Source organism: Sphingomonas quercus, from assembly GCF_018863195.1.
GTDB classification, from domain to species: domain Bacteria; phylum Pseudomonadota; class Alphaproteobacteria; order Sphingomonadales; family Sphingomonadaceae; genus Solisphingomonas; species Solisphingomonas quercus.
The window spans coordinates 115921-131900 of record NZ_JAHKRT010000007.1; the positions used below are offsets into that span (position 1 = coordinate 115921).

General features: G+C 66.9%; 13 protein-coding genes and 3 tRNA genes. 15 read left to right on the top strand and 1 reads right to left on the bottom strand.

Features of this window, described 5'->3' with window-relative positions:
- The first annotated feature begins 58 nt into the window (after positions 1 to 58).
- The 15 genes from gatC (at position 59) to KOF26_RS13625 (ending at position 14973) form a co-directional block, all read left to right on the top strand.
- Entirely contained in the window at positions 59 to 346 is a 288-nt protein-coding gene (gene gatC, locus KOF26_RS13555) for an Asp-tRNA(Asn)/Glu-tRNA(Gln) amidotransferase subunit GatC (RefSeq protein ID WP_216325945.1), read from the top strand.
- A complete protein-coding gene (gene gatA / locus KOF26_RS13560) occupies positions 346 to 1833 on the top strand; it encodes an Asp-tRNA(Asn)/Glu-tRNA(Gln) amidotransferase subunit GatA (protein ID WP_216325948.1) in 1488 nt (495 codons plus the stop codon). The genes gatC and gatA overlap by 1 nt, the downstream gene beginning before the upstream one ends.
- Positions 1830 to 3332 carry an Asp-tRNA(Asn)/Glu-tRNA(Gln) amidotransferase subunit GatB gene (gene gatB / locus KOF26_RS13565; protein ID WP_435876858.1) on the top strand — a complete coding sequence of 501 codons (1503 nt, stop codon included), beginning with the start codon at positions 1830 to 1832 and terminating at the stop codon, positions 3330 to 3332. The genes gatA and gatB overlap by 4 nt, the downstream gene beginning before the upstream one ends.
- An 88-nt stretch (positions 3333 to 3420) precedes the next feature.
- Positions 3421 to 3505 (top strand) — tRNA-Leu (locus KOF26_RS13570).
- 71 nt (positions 3506 to 3576) lie between these two features.
- On the top strand, positions 3577 to 5268 hold the full coding sequence (tig, locus tag KOF26_RS13575) for a trigger factor (RefSeq protein WP_216325954.1): 1692 nt from the start codon (positions 3577 to 3579) through the stop codon (positions 5266 to 5268).
- 84 nt (positions 5269 to 5352) lie between these two features.
- Positions 5353 to 6315: a glycosyltransferase family 2 protein gene (locus tag KOF26_RS13580; protein WP_216325958.1), complete on the top strand. Its 963-nt coding sequence runs from the start codon at positions 5353 to 5355 to the stop codon at positions 6313 to 6315.
- 56 nt (positions 6316 to 6371) lie between these two features.
- Positions 6372 to 7010, top strand: coding sequence for an ATP-dependent Clp endopeptidase proteolytic subunit ClpP (clpP, locus tag KOF26_RS13585; RefSeq protein WP_216325960.1), 639 nt, complete (start codon positions 6372 to 6374; stop codon positions 7008 to 7010).
- 148 nt (positions 7011 to 7158) lie between these two features.
- A complete protein-coding gene (clpX, locus tag KOF26_RS13590; protein ID WP_216325962.1) occupies positions 7159 to 8433 on the top strand; it encodes an ATP-dependent Clp protease ATP-binding subunit ClpX in 1275 nt (424 codons plus the stop codon).
- Positions 8434 to 8674: 241 nt separating this feature from the next.
- Positions 8675 to 9577, top strand: a complete 903-nt coding sequence (locus tag KOF26_RS13595; RefSeq protein WP_216325964.1) for a choice-of-anchor P family protein — start codon at positions 8675 to 8677, stop codon at positions 9575 to 9577.
- Between the two features lie 87 nt (positions 9578 to 9664).
- Positions 9665 to 10600, top strand: coding sequence for a glutaminase (locus KOF26_RS13600; RefSeq protein WP_216325966.1), 936 nt, complete (start codon positions 9665 to 9667; stop codon positions 10598 to 10600).
- Positions 10601 to 10752: 152 nt separating this feature from the next.
- Positions 10753 to 13164, top strand: coding sequence for an endopeptidase La (gene lon, locus KOF26_RS13605; protein ID WP_216325968.1), 2412 nt, complete (start codon positions 10753 to 10755; stop codon positions 13162 to 13164).
- A 76-nt stretch (positions 13165 to 13240) separates the two neighbouring features.
- A complete protein-coding gene (locus KOF26_RS13610) occupies positions 13241 to 13513 on the top strand; it encodes an HU family DNA-binding protein (protein WP_216325970.1) in 273 nt (90 codons plus the stop codon).
- A gap of 98 nt (positions 13514 to 13611) precedes the next feature.
- Positions 13612 to 13686 (top strand) — tRNA-Val (locus KOF26_RS13615).
- Between the two features lie 61 nt (positions 13687 to 13747).
- A tRNA-His gene (locus tag KOF26_RS13620) sits at positions 13748 to 13824 on the top strand.
- A 99-nt stretch (positions 13825 to 13923) separates the two neighbouring features.
- The gene (locus KOF26_RS13625; protein ID WP_216325972.1) at positions 13924 to 14973 is read left to right on the top strand and encodes a Glu/Leu/Phe/Val family dehydrogenase; all 1050 of its coding nucleotides are present in this window, start codon (positions 13924 to 13926) and stop codon (positions 14971 to 14973) included.
- 7 nt (positions 14974 to 14980) lie between these two features.
- Here KOF26_RS13625 and KOF26_RS13630 read toward each other — a convergent pair whose 3' ends face one another.
- Positions 14981 to 15901, bottom strand: a complete 921-nt coding sequence (locus KOF26_RS13630) for a DMT family transporter (protein WP_216325974.1) — start codon at positions 15899 to 15901, stop codon at positions 14981 to 14983.
- Positions 15902 to 15980 lie beyond the last annotated feature (79 nt).

Genomic DNA, 15980 nt, shown 5'->3' on the forward strand with positions numbered 1-15980 from the left:
ACGACAACCTTTCCGCACCAAGCTTGAAAGCGGCGGCTACGTCGGCTAGCCGCCATGCATGTCCGTAGACGCCGCCACCGTTCGCAAGGTCGCCAGCCTGGCCCGCATCGCCGTCACCGATGCCGAGGCCGAGGCGCTGGTGCCCGAATTCAACAATATCCTCGGCTGGATCGACCAGCTCGCCGCGGTCGATACCGACGGGATCGAGCCGCTCGCCGCCGTCATCCCCAATCATCTGCGCCTGCGCGATGACGTGGTGACGGACGGCAATGTGCGCGACAAGGTGCTTGCCAACGCGCCCGAGGCGCAGCACGGCTTCTTCGCCGTTCCCAAGGTGATCGAATAGTGACCGACAAGTCCCTGACCGACCTCGGCATCGCCGCCATCCGCGACGGCGTGAAGGCCGGCGCTTTCACCGCGCGCGAGGTGGCGGAGGCGCATGTCGCCGCTGTCGCTGACGCCCGCGCGCTCAACGCCTTCCTTGTCGAGACGCCCGATCGGGCGCTCGCCGCTGCGGACGCCGCCGACGCCGATCGCGCCGCCGGCACGTTGAAGCCGCTGTCGGGCGTGCCGCTCGGCATCAAGGACCTGTTCTGCACCGAGGGTGTCGAGACGACTGCGGCGAGCGGCATCCTCAAGGGCTTCACGCCCACCTATGAATCGACGATCACGGCGAAGCTGTTCGCGGCCGGCGCGGGCATGCTCGGCAAGCTGAACCTCGATCAGTTCGCGATGGGCTCGTCCAACGAGACCTCCGCCTTCGGCAACGTCATCTCGCCATGGCGGCGGGGCGATGGCGGCAACGCCCCGATGGCGCCAGGCGGCTCGTCCGGCGGCTCCTCGGCGGCGGTGGCGGCACGGCTCTGCCCGGGCGCCACCGGCACCGACACCGGCGGCTCGATCCGCCAGCCGGCCGCCTTCACCGGCATCGCCGGCATCAAGCCGACCTATGGCCGCTGTTCGCGCTGGGGCGTGATCGCCTTCGCCTCCTCGCTCGATCAGGCGGGGCCGATGGCGCGCGACGTGCGCGATTGCGCGATCATGCTGGAGGCGATGGCCGGCTTCGACGCGAAGGACGCGACCTCGCTCGACCTGCCCGTGCCCCACTGGGAAGCCAATCTTTCCGGCGATCTCAAGGGCAAGCGCGTCGGCGTTCCCGCCGAATATCGGGTGGATGGAATGCCGGCCGAGATCGAGGCGCTGTGGCGTCGCGGCGAAGAGTATCTGCGCGACGCCGGCGCCGAGATCGTGCCGGTGTCGCTGCCGCACACCGCGCATGCGCTGCCGACCTATTACATCATCGCGCCGGCCGAGGCCTCGTCGAACCTCGCCCGCTATGACGGCGTGCGCTACGGGCTGCGCGACCTGCCCGACGGCGCGAACCTCCAGGAGATGTACGCCGCCACCCGCGCCGCCGGCTTCGGCGCGGAGGTGCGCCGGCGCATCATGATCGGCACCTATGTGCTCTCGGCCGGCTTCTACGACGCCTATTATACCAAGGCGCAGAAGGTCCGCGCGCTGATCGCCCGCGATTTCGAGCGCGCCTTCGGGGCCTGCGACGTCATCCTCACGCCGACGGCGCCGTCGGCCGCGTTCGCGCTCGGCGAGAAGATGGCCGATCCGCTGGCCATGTATCTCAACGACGTGTTCACCGTGCCCTCCTCGCTGGCGGGCCTGCCGGCCATGTCGGTGCCGGCGGGGCTGGACGGGCAGGGCCTGCCGCTCGGCCTTCAGATCATCGGCCGCCCGTTCGACGAGCAGGGCGTGCTCAACGCGGGTCTGGCGATCGAACAGCGCGCCGGCTTTGTCGCGCGACCGGAGAAATGGTGGTGAGCGTCTATCAGCTGGAAGGCGCGACCGGCGCCTGGGAAGTGGTGATCGGGCTGGAAGTCCATGCCCAGGTCACCTCCGAGGCCAAGCTCTTCTCGGGCGCCTCGACGAAATTCGGCGCAGAGCCGAACGCGAACGTGTCGCTGGTCGATGCGGCGATGCCAGGCATGCTGCCGGTGCCGAACCGGGAATGCATCCGCCAGGCAGTGCGCACCGGCATGGCGATCGAGGCGGAGATCAATCGCTGGTCGCGCTTCGATCGCAAGAATTATTTCTACGCCGATCTGCCGCAGGGCTATCAGATCAGCCAGCTTTACCATCCCTTGGTCGGCGAGGGCGTCGTCGCCATCGAGCCGCTGGAGCGCGACGGCCCCGGCGAGGCGAAGAAGGTCCGCGTCGAGCGCATCCATGTCGAGCAGGACGCCGGCAAGCTGATGCACGATCAGCATCCGACCCGCTCCTATGTCGATCTGAACAGGTCGGGCGTGGCGCTGATGGAAATCGTGTCGCGGCCGGACATGCGCTCGCCGGCCGAGGCGGGGGCCTATATCCGCAAGCTGCGCGCCATCCTGCGCTATGTCGGCTCGTGCGACGGCAATATGGAGGAAGGCTCCATGCGCGCGGACGTGAACGTGTCGGTGCGCCGCGTCGGAACGGAAGAGCTCGGCACGCGCACCGAGACGAAGAACGTCAATTCGGTCCGCTTCGTCATGGCCGCGATCGAGCATGAGGCGCGCCGCCAGATCGCCGTGATCGAGGATGGCGGCAAGGTGGTGCAGGAAACCCGCCTGTTCGATCCGGACAAGGGCGTCACCCGCTCGATGCGCTCCAAGGAGGACGCGCACGACTATCGCTATTTCCCGGACCCGGACCTGCTGCCGCTGGAACTCGACGAGGCGTTTATCGCGGAATGCCGCGAGAGCCTGCCCGAGCTGCCGGACGCCAAGCGCGATCGTTATGTCGACGCCCTCGGCCTCACGCCTTACGCCGCCGACGTGCTGACCGCGGACGTCGAGACGGCGCGCTGGTTCGAGGCGTTGCTGGTCGATGCGGCGGCCGCGCAGAATGCGCCGCAGGAGGCGGTGGCCAAGGCGGCGGCCAATTGGGTGACGTCCGACCTGTTCGGCGCGCTCAATCGGCTCGGCCGCGAGATCGGCGACAGCCCGGTCTCGCCGAGGCAGGGCGCGGCGCTGCTCGCGCTCGTGGCCGACGGGACGCTGTCCGGCAGCCTCGCCAAGCAGGTGTTCGAGGTGATGCTTGAGACCGGCGAGGACCCGGCGGCGATCGTCGAGGCACGCGGCCTGAAGCAGACCAGCGACACCGGCGCGATCGAGGCGGAAATCGCGAAGATCATGGCGGCCAATGCCGACAAGGTCGCCGAATATCGCTCGGGCAAGGACAAATTGTTCGGCTTCTTCGTCGGCCAGACGATGCGGGCGATGGGCGGCAAGGCCAATCCGGCCGTGGTCAACGAAGTGCTCAAGAAGGCGCTGGACGGCTGAGGCGGTATTGGCGGGCGGTGGCGCGGGCTCCCGCCTTGCCCTGCCGCCGTCGCTGCGATAGACGCGCCTTCGACCGGCGGCTCTCTAAGCGGGCGTGGCGGAACTGGTAGACGCGCTGGATTTAGGTTCCAGTATCGCAAGATGTGGGGGTTCGAGTCCCTTCGCCCGCACCAGCTCCCGTGCTTTCGTGGACGGGAGACGCCCATTTGCAATTTCAGGATAAGCAACGGGAAGGCCCGATAACATGCAGACGGTCGAGACTTTGAACGAGGGGCTTCGCCGCGCCTACACCCTCACCATCACGGCGACGGAAATCGATGCGCGCGTCAACGACCAGCTGGCGCGTGTCGCGCCGCAGGTGCGCATGCCCGGTTTCCGCCCCGGCAAGGTGCCGGCCAACCTCGTTCGCAAGATGCACGGCCCCGCCCTCCAGCAGGAGGCGCTGCAGGACGCCGTGCAGCAGGGCGTGCAGTCGCTGCTCGCCGAGAAGCAGCTGCGCCCGGCGATGCAGCCGGCGGTAGAGTTGGACGAGGGCTATGAGCCCGGCAAGGACGCCGAGGTCAAGGTGACGCTGGAGGTGCTGCCCCAGATCCCGACGCCTTCGATCGAGGGCCTCAAGCTGGAGCGGCTGACCGTCGAGGCCACCGACGCCGAGATCGACGAGCAGGTCGGCCGCATCGCTGCGCAGCAGAAGATGTACGATCCTGCTCCCGAGGGCCATCCGGCCGTCGAGGGCGATCTCGTCACCATGGATTTCGCGGGTTCCGTGAACGGCGTCGCGTTTGACGGCGGCACCGGTTCCGGCATGGCCGTCGAGCTCGGCTCCGGCCGGCTGATCCCGGGCTTCGAAGAGCAGCTCGAGGGCGTGAAGCTGGGCGAGAGCCGCTCGCTCAACGTCACCTTCCCGAAGGATTATCCGGAAAAGAAGCTGGCCGGCAAGGATGCCGTGTTCGAAGTCACCGTCACCGAGCTGAAGGTGCCCAAGGACGGCGGCGCGCCGGACGACGAGTTCGCCAAGAGCCTCGGCCTGGAGAGCCTGGACCAGCTTCGCGGTCTCATCAAGGGTCAGGTCGAGCAGGAGCTGAATGGCCTCACTCGCACCTATATGAAGCGCAAGCTGCTCGATCAGCTCGCCGAGAATCACGATTTCGACGTGCCGCCGTCGATGGTCGAGGCCGAGTTCGAGCAGATCTGGCGCCAGCTGGAGCATGAGGCGACGCACGAGGCCGATCCCGAGGCCGCCCGCGCCGAGCTCGAAAATGATCGCGACGATTATCGCAAGATCGCCGAGCGCCGCGTCCGCCTCGGCCTGCTCCTCTCCGAAATCGGCAACGCCAATGGCGTCACGGTGACGGACCAGGAGATGAACCGCCTCATCGCCCAGGCGGCGCAGCAATATGCCCCGGACCAGCGCCAGCGCTTCGCCGAATATGTCTCGCAGGACGCGATGGCCGCCGCCCAGCTGCGCGCCCCGCTCTATGAGGACAAGGTGGTCGACTGGCTGTTCAGCACGGCCGAGATCAGCGACCGCGCCGTGACTCGCGCCGAGCTGGAAGCCGCGATCGAATCCGACGACGGCTTCGCCACCGGCACCCATATCCACGATCATGATCACGATCACGATCATGACCATGATCATCACGATCATGACCATGATCACCACGATCATGACCACGATCACGGTCACGATCACAGCCACGAGGCCCAGGCCGAGGCGGCGCCCAAACCGAAGGCCAAGAAGGCGCCGGCCAAGAAGGCCGCCGCACCTGCGGCGGATGCCGAGGCGGAGGCTGCTCCCGCCGAGGAGAAGCCCGCGGCAAAGCGCAAGCCCGCCGCCAAGAAGGCCGCCCCTGCCGCCGACGCCGAAGCGCCTGCCGCCGAGGCCGACGCCAAGCCCAAGGCGAAGCGCGCCGCCAAGCCGAAGGCGGCCGAATAATCCCGGCGGCTTTCGCACCGCGCCGCCCTGCATAGGCAGAGGCCCATGTCCGCTTCCGAAGCGAGTTCGCCGATGGATGGTGATATGGGCCGACGCCCGCGCGTCGCGATCCTGCTGCCTTGCTGGAACGAAGAGGCGGCCATCGGCCGCACGGTGGCGGCATTCCGGGCCTCGGCGCCGGATGCCGCCATCTACGTTTACGACAATAATTCGTCGGACGGCACGATGGCGGCGGCGCGCGCCGCCGGCGCCATCGTCCGGTCGGAGCGGATGCAGGGCAAGGGCCATGTCGTCCGCCGGATGTTCGCCGATGTCGATGCCGACATCTACGTCCTCGCCGATGGCGACCTCACCTATGACGCCGCCGCGCTGCCCCAGCTGATCGACCGGCTGGTGGACGAGCAGCTCGACATGGTCGTCGGCGCGCGCAAATCGGAGGTGGAGCTGGCCTATCGGCGCGGACATCGCCTGGGCAACCGCTTGCTCACCGGCATGCTGGCGCGGCTGTTCGGGCGCAGCTTCACCGATATCCTGTCGGGCTACCGCGTCTTCTCGCGCCGCTTCGTGAAGAGCTTCCCGGTGCTGTCCTCCGGCTTCGAGATCGAGACCGAGATCAGCGTCCACGCGCTGGAGCTGCGCATGCCGGTGGCCGAGATCGTCACCGCCTACGCCGCCCGGCCAGAAGGCTCGGCGTCCAAGCTGTCCACCTATCGTGACGGCTGGCGCATCCTCAACACCATCCTCACCCTGTTCCGCGTCGAGCGGCCGGTGCTGTTCTTCGGCGGCCTCGGCCTCCTCCTCATTCTCGTCGCCCTGGTGCTGGCCGAGCCGCTCGCCGAGACCTATCTCGCCACCGGCCTGGTGCCGCGCCTGCCGACGGCGGTCCTCGCCACCGGCCTCACCATCGTCGCGTTCCTCTGCTTCTTCACCGGCGTGATCCTCGACACGGTGGTGCGCGGCCGGCGGGAGATGCGTCGCCTCGCCTATCTCGCCCATCCGGCGCCGGCAGCGGCAGCGGGAGCGCGGGGGCCGTCCGCTTCCACTTGAAGTCTCCTCCGCGAAAGCCGATGTTGCTTTTTCCCAGCTAAGGATTTGGTCTTCCCATGAGCATCGACCACGCCGACATCACCGCCGGCCTCGTTCCCATCGTCATCGAACAGTCCAATCGCGGTGAGCGGAGCTTCGACATCTTCTCGCGCCTGCTGCGCGAGCGGATCGTGTTCGTCACCGGCCAGGTCGAGGACCATATGGCCTCGCTGATCGTCGCCCAGCTGCTCTTCCTCGAGTCGGAAAACCCGAAGAAGGACATCTTCATGTACATCAACTCGCCGGGCGGCGTGGTGACGGCGGGCCTCGCGATCCACGACACCATGCAGTATATCCGCCCGCGCGTCGGCACGGTGTGCATCGGTCAGGCGGCGTCGATGGGCAGCTTCCTGCTCGCGGCCGGCGAGCCGGGCATGCGCATCGCGCTGACCAACAGCCGCATCATGGTCCACCAGCCGTCGGGCGGGGCCCAGGGCATGGCCGCCGATATCGAGATCCAGGCCCGCGAGATCCTGCGCATGCGCCACCGGCTGAACAGCCTCTACGCGCAATATACCGGCCAGCCGATCGAGGAGATCGAGAAGGCGATGGACCGCGACAAGTTCCTCGAGGCGGACGAGGCCAAGGCCTTCGGCATCATCGACGAGGTGTTTGACAAGCGCCCGGCGCCCGCCGAGGAGAAGGCGGCCGCGTGATGCGTTTGTCGTCAATCCCTTGTTTGCAGATGCGGGATAGACATATGATTAGGCCGTCGCCGATGTTTGGCGACGGTCCGGGGCTGTGGATCAAGCGGTGGGGCAGGGTGCGCCGCCGGCTTCCGCAGCGGATGAGGATAAGAGTTCTATGACGAAGCTGAGCGGCGGCGATGCGAAGAGCACGCTTTACTGCTCGTTCTGCGGAAAGTCGCAGCACGAGGTGAGGAAGCTCATCGCCGGGCCGACCGTGTTCATCTGCGATGAGTGCGTCGAGCTGTGCAACGACATCATCCGCGAGGAGACCAAGTCCGCGCTGGTGAAGAAGGGCGATGGCGGCGTACCGAGCCCGCAGGAGATTTGCGACGTGCTGGATGACTATGTCATCGGGCAGAAGCGGGCCAAGCGGGTGCTCTCGGTCGCGGTGCATAATCATTACAAGCGGCTGAATCACGGCGCCAAGGGCGCGGATGTGGAGCTGTCCAAGTCCAACATCCTGCTCGTCGGCCCCACGGGCTGCGGCAAGACCTTGCTCGCCCAGACGCTGGCGCGCATCCTCGATGTGCCGTTCACCATGGCCGATGCGACGACGCTGACCGAGGCCGGCTATGTCGGCGAGGATGTCGAGAACATCATCCTCAAGCTGCTCCAGGCCTCCGACTATAATGTCGAGCGGGCGCAGCGCGGCATCGTCTATATCGACGAGATCGACAAGATCAGCCGCAAGGCGGACAACCCCTCGATCACTCGCGACGTGTCCGGCGAGGGCGTCCAGCAGGCTTTGCTCAAGCTCATGGAGGGCACCACCGCCAGCGTGCCGCCGCAGGGCGGTCGCAAGCATCCGCAGCAGGAGTTTCTCCAGGTCGACACGACCAACATCCTGTTCATCTGCGGCGGCGCGTTCAGCGGGCTGGAGCGGATCATCGGCGATCGCCTTCAGGGCAAGTCGATCGGCTTCGGCGCCTATGTCGCCACGCCGGAGGAGCGCCGCGTCGGCGAAACCCTGAAGCAGTGCGAGCCTGAGGACCTGCTCAAGTTCGGCCTGATCCCCGAGTTCGTCGGCCGCCTGCCGGTGATCGCGACGCTGGAGGATCTCGACGAGACGGCGCTGGTCAAGATCCTCGCCGAGCCGAAGAACGCGCTGGTCAAACAATATCAGAAGCTGTTCGACATGGAGGGCGTGAAGCTCTCCTTCACGGACGACGCGCTGATCGCCATCGCCCGCAAGGCGATCGACCGCAAGACCGGCGCGCGCGGCCTGCGCTCGATCGTCGAGGCGATCCTGCTCGACACGATGTTCGATCTGCCGGGCTCGGAAGGCATTGACGAGGTGCTGATCGACCGCGACGTGGTCGAGGGCCGCAAGGACCCGGTTCGCGTCTATGCCAAGAAGGGCAAGGAAGCGGCCGCGCCGGGCGCCGCCTGACGCCTCGCTTTATCGACAAGGCATGAAGGGCCGCCGCGGGACATCTCGCGGCGGCCCTTTTCCTTTGCCTTTGCAAGGCGTTGCGGGAATTGCGGAGATTGGCTGTCGGAACGTTAGGGTTAATCGCCCGTCAATTGTCGGCTAAAGTTACATATTGATTTTGTTAACTATATTTCCCTTTGGGCAAATGAATTGGCACGCCGCTTGCTCTTATCTCCCTTGTCACACCAGGGAGAAAGACATGCCTACCAAGCAGAACGCAATTTACGCACTCACCTTCATCGGCGCCCTTGTCGCTTATACTGCGCCGGCGGCTGCCGTCGTTACTTCGAGCAGCAGCGCTTATGGCGTGAAGGCCAATGTAAACGTGCTCGCCAACGTTCTCGACTTGAAGGCCGGCATCGGCTCGACTTCAGGCAGCGCGCCCGGCGCCTATGACAAGAGCAACACTGTCGCCAAGGTAACGGCCGGCACGAACCTGACCACCCGGGTGTTCGGCGTTCCCGTGGTCAACGCCAAGGTCGGCATCGGCACCGGGGTCATCACCACCCGCGCCAAGTCCGACGTGCCGAACGCGGTCAATGCCTCCGCCAGCGCCACGGTCGACAATCTCGGCGTGAACTTCACCCCGCTCAACCTGCTCGGTCTCGACCTTGTCTCGCTGAATGTCGGCGCCAGGGCGATCACCTCCACCACCCAGGTTGGCGTCGGCCCGGACGGGCTGTGGGGCAGCGGCAGCTCCGACCTCGCCGGCCTCAACATCACCGGCGGCCTGCTCGGCCTGCTCAAGCTCGACTTCAGCGCGCTCGCCCATGCCGGCCCGAACACCGCGATCAACCTCGGCGCCATCTCGCTGATCCTCAACGAGCAGCAGCAGACGATCACCGACGACAGCATCTCGTTCTTCACCAACGCGCTGCGCATCACGCTGACCGACTATGCGCTGAACGGCCACCTGCTCAACGGCAACATCATCGTCGGCCACTCGGAGGCGCGCATCTCCGGTTACGTGCCGCCGGTCGTCACTCCGCCGGCCGCGGCGGTCCCCGAGCCCGCCACCTGGGCGATGATGATCCTCGGCTTCGGCATGGTCGGCTTCGGCGCCCGCCAGCGCCGCTCGCGGATGGCCCGGGTCACGGCCTGAGCCCCACGCGGGACGGATCGGGCCGCACTCTCCGGCCGCGATCTGTCCCGCGCTTGGAAAATCATTGCGGCCCCGCCACAAGAGGGCATGGCCGAACCCGATCTCGCCCCCATCATCGCCGCCATCGCCGAAGAGATGAAAGCCGCGCCGGATCGCGGCACGGTGGCGAGCTATATTCCGGGCCTCGCCCGCATCGATCCGGCCCGTTTCGGCATCGCCGTCGTCACCGCCTCGGGAGAGGCGTTCACGGCCGGCGATGCCGAAATGTCTTTCTCGATCCAGAGCGTGTCCAAGGTCTTCGCGCTGACGCTGGCGCTCGGCAAGATCGGCGATGCCTTGTGGAGGCGGGTCGGGCGGGAGCCGTCGGGCACCGCCTTCAACTCCATCGTCCAGCTCGAGGCCGAGCGGGGCATTCCGCGCAATCCCTTCATCAATGCCGGCGCGATCGTGGTGTGCGACGTCAACCTGTCGCGCGCGCGGCCCGTCGAGGCGGTCGCCGAACTCCTTCGCTTCGTGCGCTATCTGGCCGAGGACGAGACCATCGGCATCGACCGGATGGTCGCCAGCTCCGAGGCCGAGACCGGCTTCCGCAACGTCGCGCTCGCCAATTTCATGCGCGCTTACGGCAACATCCTGCATGCGCCCGAAGAGGCGCTGTGGCTCTATTTCAACCAGTGCGCGATCGCGATGAGCTGCACGCAGCTTGCCATGTCCGGCCGTTACCTGATGGCATCCGGCCGACATCCCTCCGGGGCGAGCGTGGTCTCCCCCGGACGGGCGCGCCGCATCAACGCGCTGATGATGATGTGCGGCCATTACGACGCCTCGGGCGACTTCGCCTTCCGGATCGGCCTGCCCGGAAAATCGGGCGTCGGGGGCGGCATATTGGCGATCGCCCCGGGCAAGGCCTCGATCGCGGTGTGGTCGCCCGGGCTCAATGCGCAGGGCAACTCCCAGCTCGGCACGCTGGCGCTGGAGCGGCTGGCGACGCGGACCGGCTGGTCGATCTTCGAAGGCAGCTAGGTACCGGCCGGGAGGCGAATCGCCTCATGATTCGACCTGTGTCATTTCAGGCGCTTGCAGGTTTAAAAGCCGTTCATTGATCGGAACCGCTCGCGTCTCCATATATTGGACAAGTGGGGCAGAGCGTCAGGCCTGCCTCTGTTGGAGCCATCATGTCCGATCTCATCCCCGTCCTGCCGCTTCGTGATATCGTCGTCTTCCCGCAGATGATCGTGCCGCTGTTCGTCGGCCGCGACAAATCGGTCGCCGCGCTGGAGGCGGCGATGGCTGCCGACAAGTCGATCTTCCTGGTCGCCCAGCTCGATCCGGCTGAGGACGATCCTGATGCCGAGGCGCTCTATGACATCGGCGTCACGGCGACGGTGCTGCAGCTGCTCAAGCTGCCCGACGGGACGGTGCGCGTGCTGGTCGAGGGGCGCCAGCGCGCCCGGCTCGACCGGCTGGTGACCGAGGGCAGCCACCTTACCGCCGAGATCCAGGAGATTGCCGAGACGGAATCGGAGGCCGATGGCGAGGAAGCGCAGGCGCTGATGCGCTCCGTCACCGAGCAGTTCGAAAGCTATGCCCGCCTCAACAAGAAGCTGTCCGAGGAAGTCGCCCAGCAGCTCGCCCAGATCGAGGATGCCGGCCGCCTGTCCGATGCGGTGGCGGCGCATCTGCAGGTCAAGGTCGCCGACAAGCAGGCTCTGCTCGTCGAGGATGATCCCGCCCGCCGGCTGGAGATGGCGCTGGCCTTCATGGAGGGCGAGCTCTCGGTAATGAAGGTCGAGAAGAAGATCCGCAGCCGCGTCAAGCGGCAGATGGAGAAGACCCAGCGCGAATATTATCTGAACGAGCAGCTCAAGGCGATCCAGCGCGAGCTCGGCACCGGCGAGGGCGAGGAGGGCGGCGACGAGATCGCCGAGCTCACCCAGCGCATCTCCAAGCTCAAGCTCAGCAAGGAGGCCAAGCAGAAGGCCACCGCCGAACTGAAGAAGCTGAAGACGATGGCGCCGATGTCCGCCGAGGCGACGGTGGTGCGCAATTATCTCGACGTGCTGCTCGGCCTGCCATGGGGCAAGAAATCGCGCGTCCGCAAGGATATCGCCGCCGCCCAGCAGGTGCTGGACGATGATCATTACGGCCTGGAGAAGGTCAAGGACCGCATCGTCGAATATCTGGCGGTGCAGGCGCGCACCAACAAGCTGAAGGGGCCGATCCTGTGCCTCGTCGGCCCGCCGGGTGTCGGCAAGACCTCGCTCGGTCGCTCGATCGCCAAGGCGACCGGCCGCGAGTTCGTGCGCCAGTCGCTGGGCGGCGTGCGCGACGAGGCCGAGATTCGCGGCCATCGCCGGACCTATATCGGCTCGCTGCCGGGCAAGATCGTGTCCAACCTGAAAAAGGCCGGGACCTCCAACCCGCTGTTCCTGCTCGACGAGATCGACAAGCTCGGCCAGGATTTCCGCGGCGATCCGGCGTCGGCGCTGCTCGAGGTGCTCGACCCGGAGCAGAACGGCAAGTTCCAGGATCATTATCTGGAGATCGACCTCGATCTTTCTGACATCATGTTCGTCACCACCGCGAACAGCCTAAACCTGCCGCAGCCGCTGCTCGATCGCATGGAGATCATCCGGCTCGAGGGCTATACCGAGGACGAGAAGGTCGAGATCGCCAAGCGTCACCTGACGCCCAAGCAGATCGAGGCGCACGGCCTGAAGGCGGGCGAGTTCGTGCTGACCGATGCCGGCCTGCGCGACCTGATCCGCTATTATACCCGCGAGGCCGGCGTGCGCACGCTCGAGCGCGAGATCGCCAAGCTCGCCCGCAAGAGCCTGCGCCGTATCCTCGAGGGCAAGACGAGCAAGGTCGAGATCACCCCGGAAACGCTCGCCGAATTCGCCGGCGTCCGCAAATACCGTTTCGGCGTGTCGGAGGAGGAGGACCAGATCGGCGCCGTCACCGGCCTCGCCTGGACCGAGGTCGGCGGCGAGCTGCTGACCATCGAGGCCGTCACCGTGCCCGGCAAGGGCCAGGTCAAGACCACCGGCAAGCTCGGCGAGGTGATGCAGGAGTCGGTGCAGGCCGCCTTCAGCTTCGTGCGCGCCCGCGCGCCGTCCTATGGCATCAAGCCGAGCGTGTTCGCCCGCAAGGATATCCATATCCACCTGCCCGAAGGCGCCGTGCCCAAGGATGGGCCGTCGGCGGGCATCGGCATGGTCACGGCGATCATCTCGACGCTCACCGGCCTCGCGGTGCGCCGCGACGTGGCGATGACCGGGGAGGTGACGCTGCGCGGCCGCGTGCTGCCGATCGGCGGGCTCAAGGAGAAGCTCCTGGCCGCGCTGCGCGGCGGCATCACCACCGTGCTCATCCCGCAGGAGAATGAGAAGGACCTCGCCGAGATCCCGGCCAATATTCGGGAAGGGCTGTCGATCATCCCCGTGTCGCATGTCGATGAAGTGCTGACGCGGGCGCTGGCCCAGCCTGTCACCCCGATCGATTGGTCTGATGCGGATGAACTGGCGACGCAGCCCAGCCATGTCCTGCCCAGCAATGAAACAGTTGAGGCTTCAATACGCCACTGATCTGCTTGACCTTGAGATGGAATCGCGGCTTCCTGTGTAAACCCGATGAAAGCGGGAAAATGAGGGGCCTGGAACCATGAACAAGCAGGAGCTGATTACTGCGGTCGCGGATAGTACCGGATTGGGACGATCTGAGATCGGCCGAGCGGTTGAGAGCGTCTTCGATACGATATTGAAGACGCTTCAAGTGGGGGACGAGGTGAGGCTGGTCGGCTTCGGCACTTTTTCTGTGTCGCGCCGCAAGGCGTCTACCGGGCGCAATCCACGAACCGGCGAGCCGATGAGCATCAAGGAATCGGCCCAGCCGAAATTCCGACCTGGCAAGACGCTGAAGGAAGCGGTGAACTGAGTCGAAAAGCGGCGCCTGCCCTGAGGGTGGGCAGGCGCCGCTCTCAAAAGGGCTTGCCGAGAACGGATCGCTCCCCTAAGCGGCCGGCAGCGAAGCGTGGGCGCGTAGCTCAGTGGTAGAGCACTGTGTTCACACCGCAGGGGTCGCAAGTTCAATCCTTGCCGCGCCCACCACGCGCTTCGCGAATTCCCGGGCGGATGGATCGCTGGCGATCCGCCGCCCGTGCGGATTGTGGCGACCGTAGTTCAATTGGTTAGAGCGCCGGCTTGTGATGCCGGAAGTTGCGGGTTCAAGTCCCGTCGGTCGCCCCACCCGCCTTTGCGCGGATACTGGCCTAATCGCCACTGGCCAAGCGCAGTCCAAAACATTAATGCTCTCTCTCGCAACTTTGTTACGCGGGAGGGAAGGCAATGACGGCGCCCTGGGATTATCCTGATTTCGACGACCATGAGGGGCTTCACCTCTTCCGGGATCGCGAATCCGGGCTCACCGCCATCATCGCGATTCACTCGACGGCCCTCGGCCCCGCCGCCGGCGGTACGCGCTTCTGGCATTATCCGGCGCCCGAGGCGGCGATCACCGATGTGCTGCGGCTGTCGCGCGGGATGAGCTTCAAGAATGCCATGGCCGACCTGCCGCTGGGCGGCGGCAAGGCGGTGATCCTCGCCGACGCGGCGCGCACCAAGACGCCGGCGATGATCGCCGCCTTCGGCCGGGCGGTGGAGTCGCTCGGCGGACGCTATGTCACCGCCGAGGATGTCGGCATCTCCACCGCCGACATGGCGGAAGTGGCGAAGCAGACGAAATATGTCTCGGGCCTGCCCGTGGCGGCGGGCAACGCCGGCGGCGATCCCGGCCCGCTGACGGCGCTGGGCGTGTTCCTCGGCGTCAAGGCGGCGGTACGCCGGGTGCTCGGCCGCGACACGCTCGCCGACGTGCGCATCGCCATCCAGGGCGTGGGCAGCGTCGGCGGTGGCCTCGCCCGCCTGGCGGCGGCGGAAGGCGCCAGGCTGGTGCTTGCCGATGTCGATCAGGCGCGGGCGGCGGCCCTGGCCGAACAGCTGGGCGGCCGAGCGGTCGCCCCGGCCGACATCCTCGCCGTCGAGGCCGACGTCGTCAGCCCCTGTGCGCTCGGTGCCGTGCTCGACGAACGGAGCATCGCCCGGCTCGACGCGCCGATCGTCGCCGGTGCCGCCAACAACCAGCTCGCCACGCCGGAGGACGGCGTCCGGCTTCATGCGAGGGGCGTGCTCTATGCGCCCGATTATGTGATCAACGCCGGCGGCATCATCAATGTCGGCCTCGAATATCTCGGCAAGGGCGACCGGGCCGAGGTGGAAGCGCTGATCTCGCGCATCCCGGATCGGTTGGAGCGCGTCTGGGACGAGAGCGCCGCCACGGGCGATTCGGCGGACGCCGTCGCCGACCGCATGGCGCTGGCGCTGATCGGGCGCGGATAAGCGAAGCTTACTCCACCGGCACCGGTGCGGCCGTGGTCCTGTCGAGGCTCAGGCGATGCTCGCGCCACGCGGTGTAGAGGCCGCTCCCCGCGATCAGCGCCGCGCCGGCCAGCGTCGTCCATGCCGGGGCGTCGGCCCATAGCGTCCAGCCGAGCGCGATCGCCCAGACGATCTGCAGATAGTCGAAGGGCGCCACCGCCGAGACGGGGGCGAAGCGCAGCGACGCCGTCATCATCAATTGCATCGCCCCGCCGCACAGCCCGCCGGCGGCGAGGTAGGCGAAGGTGCCCCAGTCGTGATGGTGGCCGGTGAAGGGGAGGGCGACCAGCCCGACCACCGCGGAGCAGAAGAAGAACCAGAACACGATTGCCGCCGGATGCTCCGTCCTGCCCAGCCGGCGCAGCGTCACCGTCACGCTGCCCTGGCCGAGCGCGGAGGCGATGGCGACGGCGACTCCGGCCAGCGGCAGGCCCGCCGATCCGGGCCGCGTGGCGACGACGATGCCGGCAAAGCCGATCGCCACCGCCGCCCAGCGCCGCGGCCCCACCGGCTCGCCGAGCAACACCGCGGACAGCAGGGTCGCGAAGATCGGCGCGGTGAAGCCGATGGTGATCGCCAGCTCCAGCGGCAGCATGATGATCGCCTGGAAGGTGAGCAGGATCGAGACGATGCCGAGGGTCGAGCGCAGGATGTGGGCGATCGGCCGCCGGGTGGTCAGCGCGCCGAGGCCCGGCCCGCTCGCTACCCACGTCAGCACCACCAGCATGCCGAACAGCGCCCGGTAAAACAGCATCTCGAAAGGCACGACGCCGCCGCGCTCGCTGGCGAGCTTGAGCAGCGCCGACATGATCGCATAGGTGCACGCGGCCCCCACGCGCAGCATGATGCCGGTGATCAGCCGGTCGCCGGATTGGGGGGCGGGGGCCATGATTCCAGCCTTTGCGCCGGGCCGTGTCGCATCGCAAGGACGCAGCCGCACAATAGCTGCCGGCTTTCCCCGGCGGGCA